We start from the raw sequence: 21,285 nt of genomic DNA on the forward strand, positions 1-21,285 counted from the left end.
CTCCCTCACCAACCTCTCACCGAAACGCCGGACGGCCAACCGGGGACCGTGCTTCCAGCCGCTTCTCGGCCAGGATGCCGAAGACCACCGCAATCACCGACCACAGGATCACATGCATGCCGAGCGATGTTGTGCGGAAGCTCCAGAGCACCGCTGCCGAATAATTTTCCGGCACCTCGTTGATCGGCGGCAGCAGATACTGCACGGCGCCGATAAAGACGATATAGGCGATACCGGCGATGATCGAACCGTTCCAGATGCCGAAGCGGGCAGCCAGATTGCGGGCAAATGCCACGGCGGCAACCAGCGCCCCAACCGAGACGACGATCATCAGGAAGAACAGCTCGGTGCGAACGCCAATCGTGTCCGGATTGCCGACAGCCGGCGGATTGGCCGGGTACTTGATGCCGGGAACGAGGATGATGGCGACGAAGGCTGCCAGCGCGATGACGGCAGCGGTGCCGCGGGCGCTGAGCTTGCTGAAGCGGCCATGCACGAAGGCGAAGGCAAGAGCAAAGAGGCCGCCCACGGCGATGCCGTAAGCCATCACGCCGGTGAAGAGGCCGATGCCGGCCTGAGTGGCGCGGCTGACGATTTCGGGTTCGGCGGCTTCGCCGGCAGCCGTGGCTGCGGCTTCCTCGAAGGCGATCGCCTGATCGACCAGCGGTTCACCGAATGTATGGGCGAAGGCAAACACCAGGATGCCAGCAATCGCCCCCGCGATCATCCCACGGAGTAGAAGATTTCCAACCATGTCTGTTGTCCTTTAGTGGCAGGGGAAGCCGAGAAGGTGGCGGCCGTCATGCACGAATTCGTGGACGTAGCCGCCGGAGAACAGCGCCATGGCGCCCTCTTCCGTGCCGACAAAATAGATGGCGATGATCATCAGCAGGCCGCCGAAGATCGCCCATGGCAGGATTTCGCCTACCGGGATTGGCGCCGGTGCTGCAACAGGCGCAAAGGTGGTGTCAGACATGTATTCCTCCTGGAATGACGCGTTCAGTCGAAAGAGCGTTGGCGGCAAGGTCTGACTTCCAGCCTGCTTTCGCATCCTGGTCACAGTGGCGCGACCGCGCCGGATTTCCACCGGCTTCCAAACCCGCAACATGCCCGTTATATCTCTAGGCTGAGAACTGTCAACGAAACTTCATTTGCCATCCACGGCAAGCCGGAGGCTCACCTGTGCATACCCGGCTGACCTGGATCTGCCACGGCCCGACCAGCGCCAACCGCGAAGGCCGCTTCCCTCTGAACGAGCCACTGGAACAGAGCGCCGTTGTGCAAACAGCAGCGTTGACGGAGAGGCTTCGGCACGCCGATCGTAGCGCAAGCAGCCCTGCCCTGGCAGCGTTGCAGACGGCGGAAATCCTGAGCCTTGCCGCCACAGGCGACCCAAGGCTCGCCGATCCAGACTACGGCCGCTGGAAGGGACGCTCGCTTGCCGATCTGCAGGCAAAGGAACCCGACGCCCTGGTTCAATGGATGACGGATCCGCAATCGGCGCCACATGGCGGCGAAAGTCTCGCGAAAGTTCAGTCTCGCGTCACCGGCTGGATGGAGGAACAGCAGAGCCTCGACGGGCACGTGATCGCAATCGCCAATGCTGCGGTGATCCGGACAGCCGTTCTCCATGTGCTGAACGCGCCGCTCGCCTCGTTCTGGCTGACGGATATCGAACCGCTTGCCATCCTGCGCATGAGCCATGACGGCCGCAGCTGGGCGCTGCGCTTCGGCCGCTAAAGCTACAATTCCCAACGCGAAATTTAGATAAGCCTTACGCAAGCAAGTTGCGCGATACCTATTGAACCCGGCTTGCCGGGCGCTAAGTCCTTGCCCCGGGGAGACCAGCCATGACGTATGATTGGAGTGGGGAGCGTACACGGCGCGTGCGTCTTTTGAAGATCGTTACCGCCGTTGTTCTCATAGGCTTTGTCATCAGCATCCCGATGCTGGTGAGCTGAAAGAAGGGCGAGCAGTCAAACTGCTCGCCTTTTCGCGTTATTGCTGCGGAATCTGGATGACCGCGAAGAACAGGCCGAGCTGGCGGATCGCGTGTGCAAAGCCTTCGTAATCGACGGGCTTGGTGATGTAGACATTGGCGCCGAGATCGTAGCAACGCTGAATTTCGCGCTCGTCATCGGTCGTCGTCAGGATCACCACCGGCATGCGCTTGGTGTGCTCGTTGCCCTTGATCTGTTCGAGAATGTCGATGCCCGAGGTGTCAGGCAGATTGAGATCGAGCAGCACCAGCAGATAGCGGTCCCTGCTGACCTCACCGCTGCGATCGGCACCAAGGATGAAATCGAGAGCGCTCTTGCCATTGGTGAAGGGAACGATCTCGTTGTTCACGCCGGCCCGGCGCACGTTCTTCTCGATAAGGCGGGCATGCCCCTCATCGTCTTCGATCATCACGATCGTGACTTCCTGGCCCGTGGCTTTCATGACTCTGTACCCTTTACGATGGTGGTGAGATCCGAAGGCAGGAGCAGTGTGAACGTGCTGCCGGTACCCTCAATCGACTCGACAGTAATGTCGCCGCCCAAATTTCGTGTTAACGAACGCACATATGCGAGGCCGATCCCCTCGCCCGGCTGGTCTTGCTCGCCGGCGCGGCGGAACAGCTCAAAAACGCGCTCGCGGTCGTTCTTTGCAATACCGCGGCCATTATCCTCGACATCGATCTTGATGCGGCCCTTGCCGGCAGGCATTGCCCGGACCGCAATCTTCACCGGGCGGCCAGGATAGCGGTATTTGACCGCATTGTCGAAAAGGTTGCCGACGATCTGATCCAGCGAGAAGCGGTCGGTGATGAGCGCCGGAACGCGAATGTCCATCTCCATCGTCCCGTCGGCAGCAACCACCTGGTGGTGAACGCTCGCAGCCGCAGTCTCCATCGCGGCCTTGAGGTCGACCCTCTCTGGAACCAGTTTGCGGCGCCCGTCGCGGGAAATCTTGAGGATGGCGTTGATCAGCGAATCCATCTTCCGCGTCGACGAACGGATGAAGCTCATCGCCTCCGGAAGGTCTTCCTCCACCGCCAGCCGCGCTTCCTTGATCTCGCTTTCGCTCGGCTTCTTCTCGTCGGCCATCACATAGGCCGTCACTGCAATGAGGCTCGCCTCCAGTTCGCTGAGGAAGCCCATGATATTGACCAGCGGCGCGCGCAGGTCGTGGGTGACGATATAGGCGAAGCGCTGGATCTCCTGGTTCGCCTGCATCAGATCCTCTGTGCGCTCGTTGACGCGCTCCTCGAGGCCGCTGTTCAGCGCTTCCAGTTCCTCACGCGCACGCGACAGATCGCGCACGTGCTGGAAGATAATGAGGATGGCGCCGCCAAGCACAATCACGATCGCCAGCGCACCGCCGACGGTGACCCATTGCAGATCGCTGGCGGCCTCGAGCTGCTCGGCAACGATCACCCGCAAATGCTCGTCGGTCAGTCCAATGAAGCCGATCATAATGCGCCGGGCATCGTCCATATAGACGCGCCCGCTGTCGTTGCTGACGATGGCAAGCGCTTCCTGCTGCCTTCCGCTCTGGGCGAGCGCCACGGTGTTCTCGACCTCCGCCAGCTTGCCGTCGATCGCCTTGTCGAGGTCAGGCAGTTTCCCGGCATATTCCGGGTAGTTGGCAACGGCATCGGCAAGGCGCTTTCGCCGCTCCGGCAGATTTTTCAAGGCCAGATTGAAAGGATCGAGATAGCTCTGCTCGCCGGTCAGCAGAAAGCCGCGCTGGCCGGTTTCGGCATCCTGAAGCGCCGAAAGCAGATCGGCCGAGCCGCTGCGGATCCGGCGCATCTCGGCAACGGTATCGGAATAGACCCGGTTCTCTCTCGTCAACCACAGCGAGGTCCCGACGATGCCCACCAGAAGCAGAACGCCGAGCCCGAGCATGATCAGCGTCGAGCGAACGAAGGAGGTGTTGGATGACATCAGGGATTTCTCTGAAAAGGATTTTCTGAAATACAAGTGACGGAAAAACGCCCTGCGATCAACCCGATGACCGCAGGGCAATGATATCCACCGTGACTATAAATGGGATTTGCGTCAGTGTTTGACGCCGTCGCCCGCTATCGACGGACTGGTCACCGAAACCGGATCGCTTGCCGGAAACGTATCCTCAAGGCCGCGGTCAAGCTGCGCTTCCAGCTCCTGCTCTGCCTTGGAAACGCGCGCACTCTCGCGAACGCGCATATCGCCGCCTTCCTGCGCCTCGGCCGAAGCAAATTCGCCCATCAGCGCTTTCGCCTTGTCGATAGCGTTTTGCCGGTTGAGATCATCGGCTCCCTTCATCTGAACGGAAACGACCTCGCCGCCATCACTGACGAATTCGACAGTGAATCCCGATTTTCCGCCATGGCTGGGAATGACCTGAGTGCCGACGACCTGCATGGACCTATCCTCCTGAGCGTTTCAACTTCAATGTCCAAACGGCAGGAGCGATCGCTTGGTTCCGCCGGCCACCGTCACGATTGGCGCAGGTAGCTGATCGTCAGCTCCAGTTCGAGATTGACGATCGGCATGCGCTGACCGTTCTGCACCTCAATGCTGAGCCGCTCGCCCGGCGCCGACGGCAACCCATCCAGCGCCATTTCCGCCAGCACGCGCTTGGCCTGTTCAACGGCCGAGATCAGATCCGGAAACTCGAAAGCCCGGTCGGCTGGCACAGTGCCGTCATTGTCATGCGTCTTGAAATAGAATGCGGACATTGCTTCCCACTCTGGTTTTGCTCTTTAAAGCGGGAAACAGGCTAAAGGTTTCAATTCGCGTCTAAAAACTTGGGCGGAGCCGGCCAGGCCCGTCGTTTCCGTGCGACCACCGATCCCTTGCGTCGTTCCGCAGCCCAGCGATTGCAGCAAACAATCACTACCCGTTTTCAACGAACATTTCAGACTTCGATGATATTGCTATGTCTTATATGGGGTGAGGAATGACGATGCCGGGGTTCTTTCGTAGCCGTGCCGGAAGGCAATGTTTATCGGTCATGATGCTGGGAACGGTCCTTTGGCTACTCGGCGCCTGGCTGCAATTCGGCGACGGGCTGTCGGCTTTTGTACAGATGTTCGATGATTACGGCGCCGAGAAGCTGGTGCTCGCCTTCGTCATCGCCGGTGCGATGAGCTTCATCTATTCGATCCTGCGTATAGCTGATCTCCGCCAGGAAATGGAGCTTCGTGCCGCCGCCCAGTTCAAGGCCGATTGGACGGCCACCCACGATCACCTGACCAAGCTTCCAAACCGCTACGCCTTCGAGCGCAAGAAACTCACCCGCTCCACGCCGAAGAACCACGAGCATGCGGAGACGGAAGCGCTGAATGTCACCGTGTTTTCCGTCGATCTCGACGGCTTCAAGAAGGTCAACGATCTCGTCGGCCACAAGGGCGGCGACATCCTGTTGATCGAGGTTGCCCGGCGCATCTGTTCGCTCGGCAATGCCGATTGCGTCTACCGCTTCGGCGGCGACGAATTCGTCATCATCGGCGCCGGCATGACCGAGGAGCGCGAGCGGCATTTCGCTCGCGTCCTGATTCAGGCCGTCACCCGGCCAATCAGCATCGACGGCTTTGCCGTCGAGGTGGGCGCCAGTGTCGGCTACGAGCGCTGGATCGAGGGCAGCGAGCCGCTCGAAAACGCCGCGCACCGGGCCGATCTTGCCATGTACGAGGCGAAGTCGCGCGGCCCCAACCATGCCCTTGCCTTCGAAGCCTCGATGCAGGACAAGGTCGCCGAACGCGCGGCCCTCGAAGCCAAGCTGCGCACCGCCATCCAGCAGAAGGCCATCCGGCCCTTCTACCAGCCGCTGATCGACCTGAAGACCGGTGATATCTGCGGCTTCGAGGCGCTAGCCCGCTGGACCGACGATAGCGGCACCAGCATCCCGCCGCCTGTCTTCATCGGCATTGCCGAAGAGACCGGGATGATCACCGAGCTGTTCGAAAACCTGCTGACTCAGGCCTGCGGCGATGCCCTGGCCTGGCATGACCGGATCGTGCTCTCCTTCAACATCTCGCCGGTGCAGATGGAAGACAGATTGCTGGCCTCGCGCGTCCTCAAGGTGTTGGTCGCCTCTGGCCTGCCGCCGGAGCGGCTGGAGATCGAGATCACCGAAAACGCCCTGATCCAGGATCCGGCGGTGGCCGCCGTCATCCTCGACGAACTGCATGCGGCGGGCGTCCAGATCGCCCTTGACGACTTCGGCACCGGCTATTCCAGTCTTGCCCAGCTTGCCCGGTACCGCTTCGACAAGATCAAGATCGACAAGAGCTTCGTTGCCACCTACCAGGACGACGAACGCCAGGAAAAGATCGTCCGCGCCATGCTCGGCCTCGGCCACAGCCTGAACATCAAGACGACGGCCGAGGGCATCGAGGAACACAGCCAGCTCGGCTACCTCACTCGCCTCGGCTGCGATATCGGCCAGGGCTACCTGTTCGGCAAGGCGATGCCTGCCGAGCAGGCCAGCGCGTTTATCGCCGAGCGGATGCAGACGCTGTCTGCTGCGGGATAGCCAGGGGTATCCTGAAAGCCTACGGGCCTGAATCACGTGAGCGATGCAAATCACCACGCTCTTAGGAACCAAACCGCGTAGACCGCGTTGTTTTTCCAGTCTCGTCAACAGAACGTTGGAAGAAGCATGAAGAAAATAATAGTGGCCTGCCTGCTCGCCATCACCTCGATTTCGGCGATCCCGTCGCCAAGCATGGCGGCTCCCACGGAGCGGCAAAGGGAAACGTGGGCAAGAACCCACGGACAGGAGTATCGTCCGTTGCGCCATAGCCGCGATTACCGCGACGACAGACGTTACCGTCCACGTTGCCATACGGAGACCGTTCGCTATTGGCGTCACGGTGATCTCATTCAAAGACGTGAACGGATTTGCCGATGATAGCCTGACAGATCGGTCTTCGGATCAACCTATGCCCGTCGCACACCATTGCGGCGGGCATTTTTGGTCAAAACGTCGAGCGCTTGGGAAATGTCAGGATGAAGACACTGACGGCACAGAACGCATCTGACCAGAATCAAAGCAAGCAGAGCTGCCCAAAAGTCTCATCGCAAAAAAGCGATCAGAGGCTTTCTCAAGCCTCACCTTAGAATGCGTATTCGGTGATGAAAAATGGTAGCGGGGGGCGGAATTGAACCGCCGACCTCAGGGTTATGAATCCTGCGCTCTCACCAACTGAGCTACCCAGCCACACCATCCGGACAAGCCCTTCGCAAAGCGGCGGCCCGTCGGATGAGCGGGTTATTAAGAGCGTCTCGGCTTTGTGTCAAGCACGTGAAGGAGAAAAAGGGAGCGCTGCAGCATGGCTTTTCCCAACAATTTCACGCAGCCACCGGCTGGCTCAGAAGTGCTTTCAGCGAGGCTTCCGCTGCGGGCTCGCGTTCTGAGCGTTCGATGAAGCCGCCGCCGAAAACGCGGGCGTCGTCGCCCGGCGCCGAATAGAGCGCACAGGCCTGGCCCGGCGCGATACCGGCTTCACCGACGGTCAGATCGACATAGATGCCCGATGCGTCGGCACGCAGGATAGCCGGTTCCGGCACGCGGGTGGAGCGTACCTTGGCATAGCAGGCGAAGCCTTCGCCGGCAGCAGCCTGCAGCAGCGGTTCGTCGCCCAGCCAGTTGACGTCGCGCAGATAGACGCGGTGGGTTTCCAGCGCTTCCTTGGGGCCGACGATGACGCGGCGCGAGCGCGCGTCGAGATAGACGACATAGAGCGGGTCGCCGGTGGCGACGCCGATGCCACGGCGCTGGCCGATCGTATAATGCAGGATACCCTCATGACGGCCGAGCACGCGGCCGTCGAGATGGACGATCTCGCCCGCCAGCGCCGCATTCGGCTTCAGCTTGTTGATGACATCAGAATACTTGCCCTGCGGCACGAAACAGATGTCCTGGCTATCGGCCTTCTTGGCGACGACAAGGCCCATCTCTTCGGCGAGCTTGCGCGTTTCCGACTTCGGCAGGCCGCCCAGCGGAAAGCGCAGATAATCGATCTGCTCCTGCGTCGTCGCGAACAGGAAATAGCTCTGGTCGCGATCGGCATCGGCAGGGCGATAGAGTGCCCGGCGTCCCGGCGCGCCGCTTGCGGGGTTGGGCCGCGAACGGATGTAATGGCCGGTGGCCAAGGCATCGGCGCCGAGCTCCTTGGCAGTTTCCAGCAAATCGGCGAACTTGACGGTCTGGTTGCAGGACACGCAGGGGATCGGCGTTTCACCGGCCACATAGCTTTCCATGAACGGGTTGATCACCGTATCGCGGAAGCGCTTTTCATAATCGAGCACGTAATGCGGAATGCCGAGCGTCTCGCAGACCCGGCGCGCATCGTCGATATCCTGACCGGCGCAGCAAGAACCGGCACGGTGAACGGCAGCGCCGTGATCGTAAAGCTGCAGGGTGATGCCGAGAACGTCATAGCCCTGGCGTTTCAGAATCCCGGCCACGACCGAGCTGTCGACGCCGCCCGACATGGCAACGACGACACGGGTGTCTTCCGGCTTCTTGTCAAAATCCAGTGTATTCACGTCCGACTGCCAAATTCTGCGCGAGTTCCGCGATTGATGCGACCGGCATACTTTGCGCTGCAAATACGGCCGGTTTCAATGCCTCCGGCGGGCTCGTCCGCCGGGCTTTCCGTGCCGCTGGATATAGAAAGGATTGGCCGCCCACGCAAGGGGCAGCCGCCACAGCCGGAATTCGGCCGCCGTCCCGACGGGCGAACGGCCTATGCCGCGCAAAATTCAGTTCTCGAGGCAGGGATCGGCAAAGAGAAAACCTTTCAGCGCGCCGGAGAGCGTCTTGCCGACCACGACCAGCCAGATCATCGCAAGCGCCACCACCAGCACGCCGCCGAAACTTGTCAGCAGCGGAAAGTCGAGCAGCTGGCCAAGCCGCAGCGTGGTGACCGCATAGACGCCGATCGGAAAGGTGAAGGCCCACCAGCCGAGATTGAACGGCAGCCCATCGCGCGCATGGCTGACCGTCGTCGCGATGGCGATCGCCAGCCACCAGAGCCCGTAACCCCAGAGCAGAACGGCGCCGAGCAGGCTAGCGCCAGCCATCGCCGTCGCCAGTTCGCCGAGCCCCTTTGCTTCCAGCACGCTGGCGCTATTGGCGGCAAAGAGAGCCAGACCGAAAGCACCGGTGCCGATCGGGCCGAGCGCCAGAAAGCTCGTCGCGCTCATATTGGCAGGCGGCAATTTGTGCAGCGCCATGCGCAGGAAGAGGATCACCAGAATGCCGAGCGCCAGCGGCACGGAGCAGGCCCAGAGGACATAGCTCGCGAAGAGCATGGTGAATTGCGGCGCACCGGACGGCAGGTGCGCCATCAGCATCGCGCCGCTGCCGGCGGTCACCTCGGAGGCGACGATAGGCAACAGCCAGACCGCCGTCATCTGATGGATCGCGTGCTCCTGCCGGGTGAACATGGCAAGCGGGATGGAAAGACCGGCAAGGATCGCCAGCGCCGCATCGAACCACCAGAGCGATTGCGCGATATCGATCGCGAAATCCCCGACCAGCGGCTGCCCGAAGATCACGAAGCCATTGATGATGGTGGCGAGGCCCATCGGAATGCAGCCAAAGAACATCGAAAGCACCGGATGATCGAAGATCCGGCGCGCATCGCCAGGATAGATGATCCACTTCGCCGCGTAGATCAGCGAAAGAGCAATGAAGAGCAGGATGTTCGCCACCCACAGGGTTTCGCCGAGGCTGTAGAGCGCCGGTGCCGATGGAAACTGCGCCAGGCAGACGGCGAACATGCCGGTGCCCATCGTCGCTGCAAACCAGTTGGGCGTGAAATGCCGGACAAGCCGCAGCCCTTCGCTAGGAACATCACCCACACCGGTTTTCATCAAAATGGTCATCGCCGCTCGCCTCATCTTTCGGCGTCACCAATAGACCCTTGAATTAATCGATTCCAACGAATTTTAATTGTCAAACCGTTCGATTCAATCGATGAAACTATGCTAAAACAAATGCCCCGGCCTAGTTAGCCGAGGCACTCTTTCTTCATCTCTCCAGCGCTATCCAGCCTGGCGTCAGAGCTTCAATGCCCACCGCTGGCCGATGCATCCGTCATCTTTTCGAGCACCTGATCCAGGCTGAAGCTCGCAGATTTCTGCCGGGGCGGAAACTCTTTGAACGATGACAGGAATTCCGCCACGCCTGCCTGGGCCGGCACAAGCAGGTAGATGTGCCGGAACATCCAATCGTAGAACGTATTGGAGGTCTGTATCGCGCGTTCGTATGGATCCATCCGCAGATTGAAAATATACGGCGTGCGCAGCACGACGAACGGTTCCAGCCATATTTTGAGCGTCGTCTCGACACGCTGTTCCATGAACATCATTTTCCAGTTGTCGTATCGGAGAGCCGCGACGTCGCCGTCATCGGTGAAGTAGATGAAGCCCTTGCGCGGGCTCTCGGCCTCTTTGCCTGTCAGATAGGGAAGCAGGTTGTGGCCGTCGAGATGGACCTTGAATGTCGTATTGCCGACCTTGTGGCCCTTCTTCAGCTTTTCCTTAATATCCGGCTCGCCGGCTACGGCAAGAATTGTCGGAAACCAGTCCTGGTGGCTGATGATCCCGTTCGACACCGACCCGGCCTTGATATGGCCCGGGAAACGAACCATGCATGGAACGCGATAGGCGCCTTCCCAGCTTGTGTTCTTTTCGGACCGGAACGGCGTCATGCCCGCATCCGGCCAAGTGTTCATGTGCGGACCGTTGTCGGTGCTGTACTGCACGAAGGTATTGTCGGCAATTCCAAGTTTGTCGATGAAGTCGAGCATCTCGCCGATGCACTTGTCGTGATCGATCATCACGTCATGATACTCCGACTGCCAACGTCCGGACTGCCCGCGGCTCTCCGGTTTGACATGCGTCCACGCATGCATGTGTGACGTGTTGAACCAGACGAAGAACGGCTCGCCGGCGTCGTGGGCAGCCTTGATGAATTTCTTGGCGGCCGCCAGGAACTCGTCATCACAGGTCTCCATGCGCTTTTTCGTCAGCGGACCGGTATTCTCGATCTTCTGACCGCCTTTTCCATCCGCCCAGCAATGCAGGACGCCGCGGGGACCATATTTCTTCCGGAACTCGGGGAAGTCCTTCGCGTTCGGGTAATCGACTTCTTCGGGCTCCTCCTCGGCATTGAGGTGGTAGAGGTTGCCAAAGAACTCATCGAAGCCGTGCACCGTCGGCAGATGTTCGTCGCGGTCGCCCAGATGGTTCTTGCCGAATTGCCCGGTCCGGTAGCCGAGCGGCTTGAGGGCTTGAGCAATGGTGATGTCCTCGGCCTTGAGGCCCAGTTCAGCGCCGGGAAGGCCGACCTTAGTCAGGCCGGTCCGCAGACCGCACTGGCCGGTTATGAAGGAGGCACGGCCCGCCGTGCAACTCTGCTCTGCATAGGAGTCCGTAAAGATCATGCCTTCGCTCGCAAGGCGGTCGATATTGGGCGTTTTGTAGCCCATCAGGCCCCTGGTGTAGCAACTGAGGTTCGACTGTCCGATATCGTCTCCCCACATGATTAGAACGTTCGGTTTCTTGGTCGCCATTTCTGAGTTCCTTTTTCCGATGAGGTACAGTCGGTGTGCCGTGCCAATTCTTGATTGGACTGCGCGCAGGGCGTCGCCGAAATGTGCTTGCGGGGGGAAAACTGCTCTGCGAACCGGTGCTCGTCCAGTTGGACCTTGGTCCACCTAAGGCTGCACAAACATCGGCTAAGGGCTGCCGTCGCAGCCATCATGCGGCAACAGGTATCTGCCGCCGGAACGTCTCGATCCGGCGCCGGAAATTCGGCCTCGCTGGCCTCCGGTTATTCCGGGGCGGCGGCTGCCTGCCGCTCGCGCGCGGTTTCCTTCCGCCGCTCGCGGAGCTCGCCCATATCCCGATTGATGAAGAAATTGAGGAACGTCCGGATAACTGCGATTGCCGCGAAGCGCCCGATCTCCTCCCAGCTCGGCGAGATCGACGTTTCGACGATGTCAGCCGCGAGCTGGAAGCTGAGACCGGCAACCAGCCAGCGGCCGAACGTCAGCCAGACCAGACTGCGTTCCTCCTCGGACAGGCGCCCGGCCACGATGATCCTGATCGCCGCAACGAAAGCTTCAAGCGTGCCGTAGACAACGACGACAAGAGCAGCGCCATTGATGAGAACGACAGCGCGCTCGGTGAGGTAGACAAGCCATTCTTCCATTGCCGTCTCCTGCTGAAAAGCGTTTCACGCGGTTCACCACCGATGTCACGGCGGCGTCCATGCCACCCGATCGCGGCTAATGCGCCAGCGCAGATAGGGGATGGAAGCCAGCGCTCCGACGATCAGATGCAAGATGACGACGGCCATGAACGCTGCCTTTTGATCCGGAAAATTCAGCGAGGCGATCGTCAGCGCCATGCCCGGATGGCGGCTGCATGTGGCGAGCGCAAGTGCCGTGCGATTACCAGGATCGGGGCCGCCCAGGATGTGCCCGACAGCAAGCCCGATCAGCGTGAAGCATGCGAGCGCGATCAGCGAACCGTTAACAATCGTCGTCCAGATCGCGCCGGACATCGTGAAGAGGATGGGCAAGGCGCCGAGCACCAGGAGGATCATCGACAGCAGCGACACCGGGCGGACAAATTTCTCGGCGAGATCCGGCATCAGCCGGTGAACGAGGATGCCAAGGGCCAGCGGGACGATCGCCGAAATCAGGATCACAGGCGCGATATCGGATGCCGAAACATGCGTCTCCCGGCCGAAATATTCCCCGATCCATTCGATCGACCAGGGGATGAATACAAGGGAGAGAAGCACTGCCGAAACCAGCAGGCCAACGGCATAGGATCGGGTCGCCCCATGTTTGCGTTCCTTGGTCGGCAAAAGCGGCGGCACCGGCGAGACTGCCAGTGCCAGCAGCACGACTTTCACCGGAAAGGTCAGATCGAAGATGGAAGCGCAAGCGACGACGATGAGTACCATCAGGACGTTCATCGACAGGACGGCGCGCAGCAGAAGCCATGGCCGCCGGAACAGATAGGTAGCATCTTCGAGATTGGCAGCGAGGCCGAGCGCCAGCACGTTGAGGAAGATGCTGGCCGTCAGAACGAGGGGGATGATCTGAGCAAGGGTCACGCTTGCGTTTCCTTTCGACGGTCAGCCAAACGGTCCCGCTCCGAAGGTCATGCCGGCAATCGCCAGCACGCCGGTCATCAGCAGAAGCACGGCGATGATCATGGTGAACGAGACAGGGAAGCGGCTCTCGCCGTGGATGAGGCCATCGGCCACCATGTCGTGCCTCAGGCCCCGCAAACCGGACATGAACTGGAGATGATAGACGATCCCGACGATCAGCATGCCCACCCCGAGCCCAACCAGCGCCAGGCCGAAATTTTTGGGCGAGCCGCTTTCGAGTGTGCCGGCGGCCTTCAGCTTGGCGAAGAACTGGAAGATCGTGAAACCGAAGCCGATCAGCGAAAGCGATGTGCGGATGACCGACATCATCGTCCGGTCGGCGCTCATCCGCGTGCGCTGGAACGACATGCCCGTACGTCGCGATGACAGCTCTGTGGAGGTCTCGGCCTCGTTCATCTTCCATCCCCTGACAACCGTCAGATTGGAGCCTGCCGGCTGGCCGGTGACCGGCGAACTGGCACGGTATCAACTACACCATCGCGAATGACCGCCGTAATTGGCCTTAGGTCCAATAGCGCCGGATGGCGCGTGCAGGCGGCGCTCGCGAAGAATCCGAAATTGCGATAGCAGCAGCGAGATGACGGGACGGGTGAATGCGGCATGAAAGTCTGCCGGAGCAAGGAGGTAGAGTCGCTTGGCAGCGGATCAGTTCAATATCAGCCTGATCGCGCGCGACACCGTCTCGCGCTCAACGGGCTTTACCAGGTAATTTGCGGCCCCGGCTCTCAGACAGCGTTCGCGCATCTTCGGCACATCGCCGCCGGTAATGATGATCGCCGGAACCAGATGTCCGTCCTGCCGCATCCGCAGGACGATATCGATGCCGTTCAGGCCGGGCATGTGCATGTCGATCAACGCACAGGAGAACGTCGTCGTCAGCAGAGCGGTCAGGAAGGTTTCGCCCGCCGAGAATTCGACAGGATCGAAGGACAGGGAGGCAATCATCCGGCGCAAGGCGCGGCGCACGACCTCGTCGTCGTCCACGATAGCCACTCTGAGTTTTGCGCTCTCCATGACGCTGTCTTACAGCATGCGCCTGCTATCAGGAATTGGCCTTCAGTCCAATACCAATCAGCTCGCGCAGGCCGAAGAGACTTCGCGTCAATGGTGTGCTGCCGCCGACATCCGCACGAGATCGGCAACCGTGCGGACGCCCATCTTTTCCATCATGCGGCCGCGATGAACTTTGATCGTCTTCTCGACCGTGCCGAGCTCTGCGGCAATCTGCTTGTTCAAACGCCCGGCAACGACACAGGTGAGGACCTCGCGCTCGCGGGCGGTCAGCGAGGCGATCCGCTGTTCGATCTGCCGCCGCTCCTCCCCGGCTTGCCGCGCGCCGGCATCGCGCTCGATTGCCGTGGCGACGGCCGCCATCAGCGACGCCGCATTCACCGGCTTGGTCAGGAAATCGATCGCGCCCGCCTTCATCGCCCGGACCGTGGCGGGGATATCCGCCTGCCCGGTCAGGAAGATGATGGGCCGCTCCACGCTTTCCGCCAGAAGAAGCTCCTGCACCGCCAACCCGTCCATGCCGGGCAGGCCGAGATCGACGATCGCGCATCCCGGGACCTCTGGATCGTGCTGCTTGAGAAACGCTTCGGCGCTGGTATGCGCCTCGACGTGATGCCCGAACGCGCCCAAAAGACGCTTCAGGGCCTTAAGGACCGCTTCGTCGTCATCGATCAGAAAGACGGTCACTGCTGCGGTATCGCTCATCGTGCTTTCCCCTCTATGCAGACGGCAGGACGAGTACCGCCCGCGCGCCCTTTTCGAAGTTCTCATCGAACTGCAGGGTCCCCCCGTGGGCCTGTACGATCGATCTGCAGATAGCCAGCCCGAGCCCGAGGCTCGACTTCTTGGTGCTGACAAAAGGCTTGAAGATCTCGCCATGACGGCCGGAGGCAATGCCTATACCGTGATCTGTCACGGTCAACTCGCACGTGCCATCATCGCGCTTCTTGGTCTGAATTGCAATCTCACGCTGCGCTGGCGGCAGATGCGCCATCGCGTCCGTGGCATTGAGAAAAAGGTTGAGCAGAACCTGTTGAAGCTGCGGCAAGTTCCCGCAAATCGGCACATCCGGCATATCCTGCAGCAAGTCGACCTGGGTTTGACGCGCAAGCAGTTCGCTGCGCGCCAGTGCCAGCGTGGTCGTCACCGCGTAGTTCAAGTCCATTCGCTCCAGGGTCGTTTCGCCCCTGATCATCAACCGTCGCAGCTGGGTGATAACGGTTGCCGCGCGCCGGTTGTCCAAGACGATGTCGTTCAGAATGTCGCGAAGCTCGCCGATATCGATCGGCTCATTCTCCAGAAGACGGGCACCGGACTCCGCATTGGAGAGGATCGACGTCAGGGGTTGATTGAGTTCATGAGCAAGCGCGCCCGACAATTCGCCGAGCTGCGAGGTCCGGGAAAGATATGCGAGCTCCAGCCGTTCCAGATTGAGCTCTGCCTGAAGCCGAAGCTGGCGCCGCCGCTGGAGGAAGAGCGCGGCGATGGTGGCAGCCTGGAGAAGGATCACCGCGAGCATCGTCAGGATTTCGACCTGATACTTTTCCCAGGGCGACATCTCGTAATTGAGGATCTGGGCATCGCCGGGTATCAGCTTCGGATCGATCCCCCAGTGCTTGATCCGTTCCCAGTCGACCAGCGGTCCGTCCTTGACAAGATGTGTTTGCGGTCCGGACATGTCGCCGGCAACGAGCCTGGCTGCGGTCGCTCCCATTTCCTTACCGATATCCTCGAATGTCCCGACATATCCCGCCACAACACCCGCGCCGAAATGGGAGCTGTAGACGCTGTATGCGGGAGCCTTGGAAACCGAGGCTATCGCCTGTGTCGCATCGCGGGGATAGAACTTGCGGCCATCGGCATCCTCGAAAATGTTCAGGACCATCAGGATGGCGTCTCGGGGGAGACTGCCAGCGGTAGCCTTGAAGCCATCGATCGTCAGACCGCTTCGGTAATTGACGGGTACCCCTTTGTAGCTGTCGGTCAGCGTCTCCCTGGCCGTCGCCTGCCAGTTCTTGTCGAAGCCGGACGAGCCGGTCATGACGACGATCTCCTTGGCATCGGGCTGAAGTGTCAGCGCAAGATCTATGGTCTTGCGGACGTCGAAATGGCTGACCACGCCTTTCACATCCACAGGCAACGTCCGGGTTCGGAGCGACACGTCGCTGACGGCACCAAATACGATGGGCGCATTGTTGCCGATGGTGGCGCGATGGTCGAGTGCGAACTGCAGCGCGCCCGGCCCGCCGGCGATCACCACATCAAACTTCGTCGCTGCGTATTTGCTTGCAAGATAGTCCGCGATGCGAGTGATGTTTGCCGGGTCGGGGAACCGGTCCGTATCAAGATACTCACTATAGACCTCGATGCCGATCGGCATGTTGGCGAGCATACTTTCCCGCAATCCGGCGGCAACCTGGACGACGGCAGGAAGTGTAGCCTGGTTCTCGTAGAGGATGAGGATACGCTTGACGGGCGCCGGCGCCTGCTCAGCCAGGGAAGGGCCGGTAAAATGGAAGCCGAAAAGCAGGATAGCCGCGGCAACCTGCCGCGAACGAAATCTTGCAAACATCGTTTGAGGGCCGTCGAAGACCAGTGATCCCACCATGCAAGGACCATTGCATCAGCATCCGGGGCCACAAGTACGTTACGGTAAATGTTAGCGTAAACATCGCCGTAAGCGTGCCTGCTATCTCAGCCGTTCTGCCCCGTCCGCCGCACGCAACGGAAGCCGACATGGCTGGTCGTTGTATCGATCTCCTGCGCGTGGCGAGCGGCCGGCCTGTAACGGCGGCAGTAGCTCGGTGCGCAGAGATGAGAGCCGCCCTTGAGAACGCGTCGGGGAATATGCAGCTCTGCCTGACGGGGATCGATGCTGCCGCCGGCATCCGTGCCCCGCGGGTTTCTGGGAATGCAGCACGGCTTGGCGGCTGGCTGTGGATGCTGTGTCGTCCAGAAATCGACCGTCCATTCCCATACATTTCCAATCATGTCGTAGATCCCGTAGCCGTTGGCGGGATAGGTCTTGATCGGCGACGTCCGGGCGAACCCGTCCTCTTCGAGGTTCTCGTGGGGGAACATGCCTTGCCAGGTATTGGCCATGTGAACGCCACCGGGCGCGAGTTCATCGCCCCAGGCGAATTCCGCACCGTCGAGCCCGCCGCGCGCGGCCAGTTCCCATTCCGCCTCCGTCGGCAACTCCTTGCCAGCCCAGCGTGCGAATGCCAGTGCGTCGCTATAGGCGATATGAACCACCGGATGATCGAGAATCGTGCCGATGCTGCTTTTGCGGCCGAGGGGATGGCGCCAGTTTGCTCCGAACGTGAACACCCACCATTGCCTGATGTCCCGGCTCTGAACCGGGTGATCGGGCGGCGTAAAGACCAGCGACCCCGCCCTGAGGTTGGCCGGATCGGCGCCCGGATAATCTTCGGCGAGTGGCCGTTTCTCGGCAAATGTAATGTGCCCTGTCGAATTGACGAAAGTCAGGAACTGCCGGTTGGTGACGGGAGCCTCGTCGAGCCAAAAGCCATCGACCGTCACCGGATGCGCTGGAGCCTCTTCGGGATAGTGGTTATCGGAACCCATGACGTAGGTCGAACCGGGCACGAAGACCATGCCGGCGGGAGCGCCTTCCTGTGCTGGCTGGACGATATCTGCCGACCTTACATTCATGGTTCGCCTCGCGCTTCGCCGGTGAATTCGAATACCTGCGTGTGCCGACTCTGCCACGTTTCAAAGTGCGCTTCTATTGGACCCAAGGCCAACTGCCATACGGACAGCCGATGCCGGTTCCGGCAGGATGCCGATTGATCCCGGCCTTTCGACGATCGTCGATGGCAGCAGTCCCGCGTTGACCATCTCCATCAGGTTCTCGTCCTCAAGATTGTCGTCAATCGGCTTGATGACAATCTCGGGATTGCCCTCCCGGTGGAACTTTTTATTCATGGCGATCAGATGCTCGTAGTACCGCTGCCGGCGTTTCGCGCATTGGAAGGATCAGCCTGACGGCGGCGATCGCTAGAAAATCCCTGTCTACCGTGATAGTCGGACTGCAGGCACCCTACCTCTGCGCATCGGCACAAGGATTGACATGACCCTTGATCAGCTTCGAATTTTCGCGGCGGTAGCGTCCGTCGAGCACATCACCAGGGGCGCCGAGAAACTCAACCTCAGCCAATCGGCCGTCAGCGCAGCCATAAAAGCCCTCGAGACCCGTTACGACATCGAGCTCTTCGATCGAGTTGGACGATCGATCGTGCTGAACCAGGCCGGGCGAAACTTTCTGCCGGAAGCATTGAAGGTGCTGGCAAGTGCGGCGGCGGCTGAAGCCGCGCTCATCGACCTCGGCAACCTTCAAGTTGGCGACCTGTCGATCATGGCAAGCAACACCATCGTTTCACACTGGCTGCCCAAGCGCCTGGCGGCCTTCCGGCGGCAATATCCGGGCATCAAGCTCCGCACGAGCATGGGCAACACCAGTGAAGTGACCGCTGCCGTGAAGGCGGGCGTTGCGGAGATCGGACTCATCGAATGGCCGACCGACGACCCCGATGTTGCGGCGATGCAGCTGGACGAGGATGAAATGGTAGTGATCGTCTCGCCGGATCATCCATGGGCCTCGAGAACCCGTCCTATCGACAATCTGAGTGAAACGTCCTGGGTGCTGAGGGAGTTGGGCTCCGGAACCAGATTCGCCTTCAAGAGCCTTCTGGAACTTCACGCTACACCGGCAGCATCCATCGACGTGGTGATGGAGCTACCCGACAACTCGGCCGTGGTAGGCGCGGTCGAGCAGGGATTAGGAGCCACGTTGATATCGAAAAGTGCCGCCGAAACCTCGATACTGTCGGGACGCGCGGTACAGACAACTATAGCGCCCCTTCCACGACCCTACTTCCTGATCCGCAACCCTGATCGCTATAACTCGAACGCGGCGAAAGCTTTTGAGAAGATCGCCCTGGATAGAGCTAAGACGCCTTCGACGCGATGATCTCAACGGTAGCGGGCGCGCCTTAACGGCACATCGCCTTCGATCATCCGCTCGGCGTCGGCCTGCGGCATCGGCTTGCCGAGCAGATAACCCTGCACTTCCGCAAAGCCTTCCCGCCGTAGCCTCTGCAGCTGCTCTTCCGTCTCTATCCCTTCGGCAAGCGTTACCGCATTGAACCCCGAGCCGATGCCGGCAACGGCGCGGATGATTGCCAGATTGCCGGGGTCGCTCTCCATGCCGGCGACGAAACTGCGGTCGAGCTTGATCTTGTCGAAGGGAAAGGCCCTCAGATAGCTGAAAGACGAATAGCCCGTGCCGAAATCGTCAATGGCGATGCGCAGGCCGAGCTCCTTCAGGGCTCGAAGCAGCGGCAGGCTCTGTTCGACATCGGCGAGGAAAACGGACTCGGTGATTTCGATCTCCAGCCGCTGCGCCTGCAATCCGCTGTCGCCGAGCGCCGAAACGACGGTCGCGAGCAGCGTGTTGTGGCGGAACTGGCAGACCGAAAGATTGACGGCGATCTTCAGATGTTCGGGCCAGCCGGCGGCAACGCGGCAGGCTTCGCGCAGCACCCATTCGCCGATCGGCACGATCAGCCCGGTTTCTTCTGCGAGCGGAATGAATTCCATCGGCGCCACAAGCCCGCGGCTCGGGTGATGCCAGCGGATCAGTGCTTCGAAACCGGCGAGTTCGCCGCTCGCCGCCTGCACGATCGGCTGGTAGTGAAGCTCGAACTGCCCCTTCTCGACGGCGTCGCGCAATTCGGCGATGAGCTGATGGCGCCGCTCCACTTCGAGGCGCATCTCCGTTTCGTAGAAGCGGTAGGTAGACCGGCCGCTTTCCTTGGCGGCGTAAAGCGCCAGATCGGCATGCCGCATCAGCACGTCGGCATCGCCGGCATGATCCGGCGCCAAGGCGACGCCGATGCTGCAGGTCACATGCTCGTTGCTGCCGTCGAGATCGAAGGGCGCGCTGAGCACGGCGAGCAGCTGCTCGGCAAAGCGCCCAGTCCGGCCGCAATCGCCGGATTTCAGCACGATCGCAAACTCGTCGCCGCCTAGGCGCGCCACGAGATCCCCCTCCTCCAGCAGCATCTTCAGCCGCCGCGCCACCTGGCAGAGCAGCGCATCGCCGGCCGCGTGGCCCTTGCTGTCATTGATCAGCTTGAAGTGATCGACATCGAGGTAAAGCAGCGCGATCGGCGTCTGCGCGGTCGCTGCCGCGGCATGGCTCTCGATATGATCGGCAAAAGCCGCGCGGTTCGGCAGCCCGGTGAGGGCATCGTGCATGGCAAGATGCGCAAGGCGCGCTTCGAAGGCGCGCTCCTCGGTCACGTCCTGCGAGATGCCGAGAAGATAGCGGCGCTGACGGCCCTCAGATGCTGGAAGCGCACGCTTCACCGTCTTCAGCAGACGGTGGCCGCCACCCTTCTTGGCAATGACTTCCTCGAAGGTGATCGTGATGTCTTCTTCCAGCACCCGCTTGTCCTGCTCGCGGAAAAACCGGGTCTTGTCGCGAAACACCACGCGATCGGTCTTGCCGACGATCTCGCGGCCGGGCATTTCGGCAATCGTGGCGCTCTGGCGGTTGAACAGCACATAGCGCCCGTCGTCTTCCATATCCTTGACGAAGACACCGACCGGCAGATTATCGACGATGCTGTCGAGCAGTGAGCGGGCATCTGTGACCTGCCGTCTGGCGGCGTTGACCTCGGTTCGGTCCTGAACGATGGCAAGGATGGCATTGCCGCCGTCGAAGCGCACTTCGCGCCCGTATGTCAGCACTTCGAAGGGCTCGCCGCTGGCCTTCAGATGCGTCCAGCGCTCAGCCCGCTCGATATCGGTCCGGCCCTGAACGGCGCTGACCATCCGCTCGCGCTCGGTCGCGGGCCGGATATCGAGCACCGTCATCCGCGCGAAGGCCTCGGCGGAATAGCCGTAGAGATCATGGGCCGCATCGTTGACGATCAGGAACCGCAGGGTGACGGGATCGTAGACCCACATCGGCGACGGATGGGTCTCGAACAGCGAACGGAAGTCATCGTTCGGGGCGTGGAAATCATCTGGATTCGTCGTGGTGGAGGCCATAAATCTTATCGGACATTG

The 21,285-nt window shown here is 60.8% G+C and carries 21 protein-coding genes and 1 tRNA gene; 3 read left to right on the forward strand and 19 right to left on the reverse strand.

From position 1 onward, the window contains the following. Positions 1-16: 16 nt before the first annotated feature. Complete coding sequence (locus AC1DNK_RS08790) at positions 17-754, reverse strand: CbtA family protein (RefSeq protein WP_477940516.1); 738 nt, start codon at positions 752-754, stop codon at positions 17-19. A 12-nt stretch (positions 755-766) separates the two neighbouring features. Continuing rightward, positions 767-976: a CbtB domain-containing protein gene (locus AC1DNK_RS08795; protein ID WP_027508197.1), complete on the reverse strand. Its 210-nt coding sequence runs from the start codon at positions 974-976 to the stop codon at positions 767-769. 206 nt (positions 977-1,182) lie between these two features. Here AC1DNK_RS08795 and AC1DNK_RS08800 point away from each other — a divergent pair, with 206 nt between their 5' ends. Continuing rightward, positions 1,183-1,740, forward strand: a complete 558-nt coding sequence (locus AC1DNK_RS08800) for a histidine phosphatase family protein (RefSeq protein ID WP_477940519.1) — start codon at positions 1,183-1,185, stop codon at positions 1,738-1,740. Between the two features lie 258 nt (positions 1,741-1,998). Here the strand turns inward: AC1DNK_RS08800 and AC1DNK_RS08805 are convergent, their stop codons facing one another. From AC1DNK_RS08805 to AC1DNK_RS08820, 4 genes are all read right to left on the reverse strand, one after another. Further along, complete coding sequence (locus tag AC1DNK_RS08805; protein ID WP_112385412.1) at positions 1,999-2,442, reverse strand: response regulator; 444 nt, start codon at positions 2,440-2,442, stop codon at positions 1,999-2,001. Continuing rightward, a complete protein-coding gene (locus AC1DNK_RS08810; RefSeq protein WP_477940521.1) occupies positions 2,439-3,932 on the reverse strand; it encodes a sensor histidine kinase in 1,494 nt (497 codons plus the stop codon). Before AC1DNK_RS08810 ends, AC1DNK_RS08805 begins: the two co-directional genes overlap by 4 nt. Before the next feature lie 114 nt (positions 3,933-4,046). After that, positions 4,047-4,391: a hypothetical protein gene (locus AC1DNK_RS08815; protein WP_112385413.1), complete on the reverse strand. Its 345-nt coding sequence runs from the start codon at positions 4,389-4,391 to the stop codon at positions 4,047-4,049. 74 nt (positions 4,392-4,465) lie between these two features. After that, the gene (locus tag AC1DNK_RS08820) at positions 4,466-4,708 is read right to left on the reverse strand and encodes a DUF6894 family protein (RefSeq protein ID WP_112385414.1); all 243 of its coding nucleotides are present in this window, start codon (positions 4,706-4,708) and stop codon (positions 4,466-4,468) included. A gap of 227 nt (positions 4,709-4,935) precedes the next feature. Between AC1DNK_RS08820 and AC1DNK_RS08825 the strand changes: the two genes are divergently transcribed. After that, positions 4,936-6,507, forward strand: coding sequence for a putative bifunctional diguanylate cyclase/phosphodiesterase (locus AC1DNK_RS08825; RefSeq protein WP_477940523.1), 1,572 nt, complete (start codon positions 4,936-4,938; stop codon positions 6,505-6,507). A gap of 610 nt (positions 6,508-7,117) precedes the next feature. Here AC1DNK_RS08825 and AC1DNK_RS08830 read toward each other — a convergent pair. From AC1DNK_RS08830 to AC1DNK_RS08885, 12 genes are all read right to left on the reverse strand, one after another. Beyond that, positions 7,118-7,194, reverse strand: a tRNA-Met gene (locus AC1DNK_RS08830). 131 nt (positions 7,195-7,325) lie between these two features. After that, entirely contained in the window at positions 7,326-8,525 is a 1,200-nt protein-coding gene (mnmA, locus tag AC1DNK_RS08835; RefSeq protein WP_477940525.1) for a tRNA 2-thiouridine(34) synthase MnmA, read from the reverse strand. A 216-nt stretch (positions 8,526-8,741) separates the two neighbouring features. Then, a complete protein-coding gene (locus tag AC1DNK_RS08840) occupies positions 8,742-9,869 on the reverse strand; it encodes a TDT family transporter (RefSeq protein ID WP_477940526.1) in 1,128 nt (375 codons plus the stop codon). A 182-nt stretch (positions 9,870-10,051) separates the two neighbouring features. Continuing rightward, positions 10,052-11,560 carry an arylsulfatase gene (locus AC1DNK_RS08845; protein ID WP_112596443.1) on the reverse strand — a complete coding sequence of 503 codons (1,509 nt, stop codon included), beginning with the start codon at positions 11,558-11,560 and terminating at the stop codon, positions 10,052-10,054. Positions 11,561-11,820: 260 nt separating this feature from the next. Beyond that, entirely contained in the window at positions 11,821-12,201 is a 381-nt protein-coding gene (locus tag AC1DNK_RS08850; protein ID WP_112517992.1) for a DUF1622 domain-containing protein, read from the reverse strand. A gap of 45 nt (positions 12,202-12,246) precedes the next feature. Continuing rightward, positions 12,247-13,116, reverse strand: coding sequence for a Na+-dependent transporter (locus tag AC1DNK_RS08855; protein WP_477940529.1), 870 nt, complete (start codon positions 13,114-13,116; stop codon positions 12,247-12,249). Positions 13,117-13,137: 21 nt separating this feature from the next. Beyond that, positions 13,138-13,572, reverse strand: coding sequence for a YidH family protein (locus AC1DNK_RS08860; RefSeq protein WP_477940531.1), 435 nt, complete (start codon positions 13,570-13,572; stop codon positions 13,138-13,140). Positions 13,573-13,821: 249 nt separating this feature from the next. Then, positions 13,822-14,169, reverse strand: a complete 348-nt coding sequence (locus AC1DNK_RS08865) for a response regulator transcription factor (protein ID WP_477940532.1) — start codon at positions 14,167-14,169, stop codon at positions 13,822-13,824. A gap of 108 nt (positions 14,170-14,277) precedes the next feature. Next, complete coding sequence (locus AC1DNK_RS08870) at positions 14,278-14,892, reverse strand: response regulator transcription factor (RefSeq protein WP_112517994.1); 615 nt, start codon at positions 14,890-14,892, stop codon at positions 14,278-14,280. A gap of 13 nt (positions 14,893-14,905) precedes the next feature. Then, the gene (locus AC1DNK_RS08875; protein ID WP_477940535.1) at positions 14,906-16,759 is read right to left on the reverse strand and encodes a sensor histidine kinase; all 1,854 of its coding nucleotides are present in this window, start codon (positions 16,757-16,759) and stop codon (positions 14,906-14,908) included. A 122-nt stretch (positions 16,760-16,881) separates the two neighbouring features. Continuing rightward, entirely contained in the window at positions 16,882-17,862 is a 981-nt protein-coding gene (locus AC1DNK_RS08880) for a formylglycine-generating enzyme family protein (RefSeq protein WP_477940536.1), read from the reverse strand. Positions 17,863-17,922: 60 nt separating this feature from the next. Beyond that, positions 17,923-18,135, reverse strand: a complete 213-nt coding sequence (locus tag AC1DNK_RS08885) for a hypothetical protein (RefSeq protein ID WP_477940538.1) — start codon at positions 18,133-18,135, stop codon at positions 17,923-17,925. A 145-nt stretch (positions 18,136-18,280) separates the two neighbouring features. On the opposite strand from AC1DNK_RS08885, the gene AC1DNK_RS08890 reads away from it, so the two are divergent. Beyond that, positions 18,281-19,180 carry a LysR family transcriptional regulator gene (locus tag AC1DNK_RS08890; RefSeq protein ID WP_477940539.1) on the forward strand — a complete coding sequence of 300 codons (900 nt, stop codon included), beginning with the start codon at positions 18,281-18,283 and terminating at the stop codon, positions 19,178-19,180. A 2-nt stretch (positions 19,181-19,182) separates the two neighbouring features. Here the strand turns inward: AC1DNK_RS08890 and AC1DNK_RS08895 are convergent, their stop codons facing one another. Further along, the gene (locus AC1DNK_RS08895; protein WP_477940540.1) at positions 19,183-21,267 is read right to left on the reverse strand and encodes a putative bifunctional diguanylate cyclase/phosphodiesterase; all 2,085 of its coding nucleotides are present in this window, start codon (positions 21,265-21,267) and stop codon (positions 19,183-19,185) included. Between the last annotated feature and the right edge of the window lie 18 nt (positions 21,268-21,285).

The sequence above is a fragment of the Rhizobium sp. 01N424 genome (assembly GCF_056399485.1).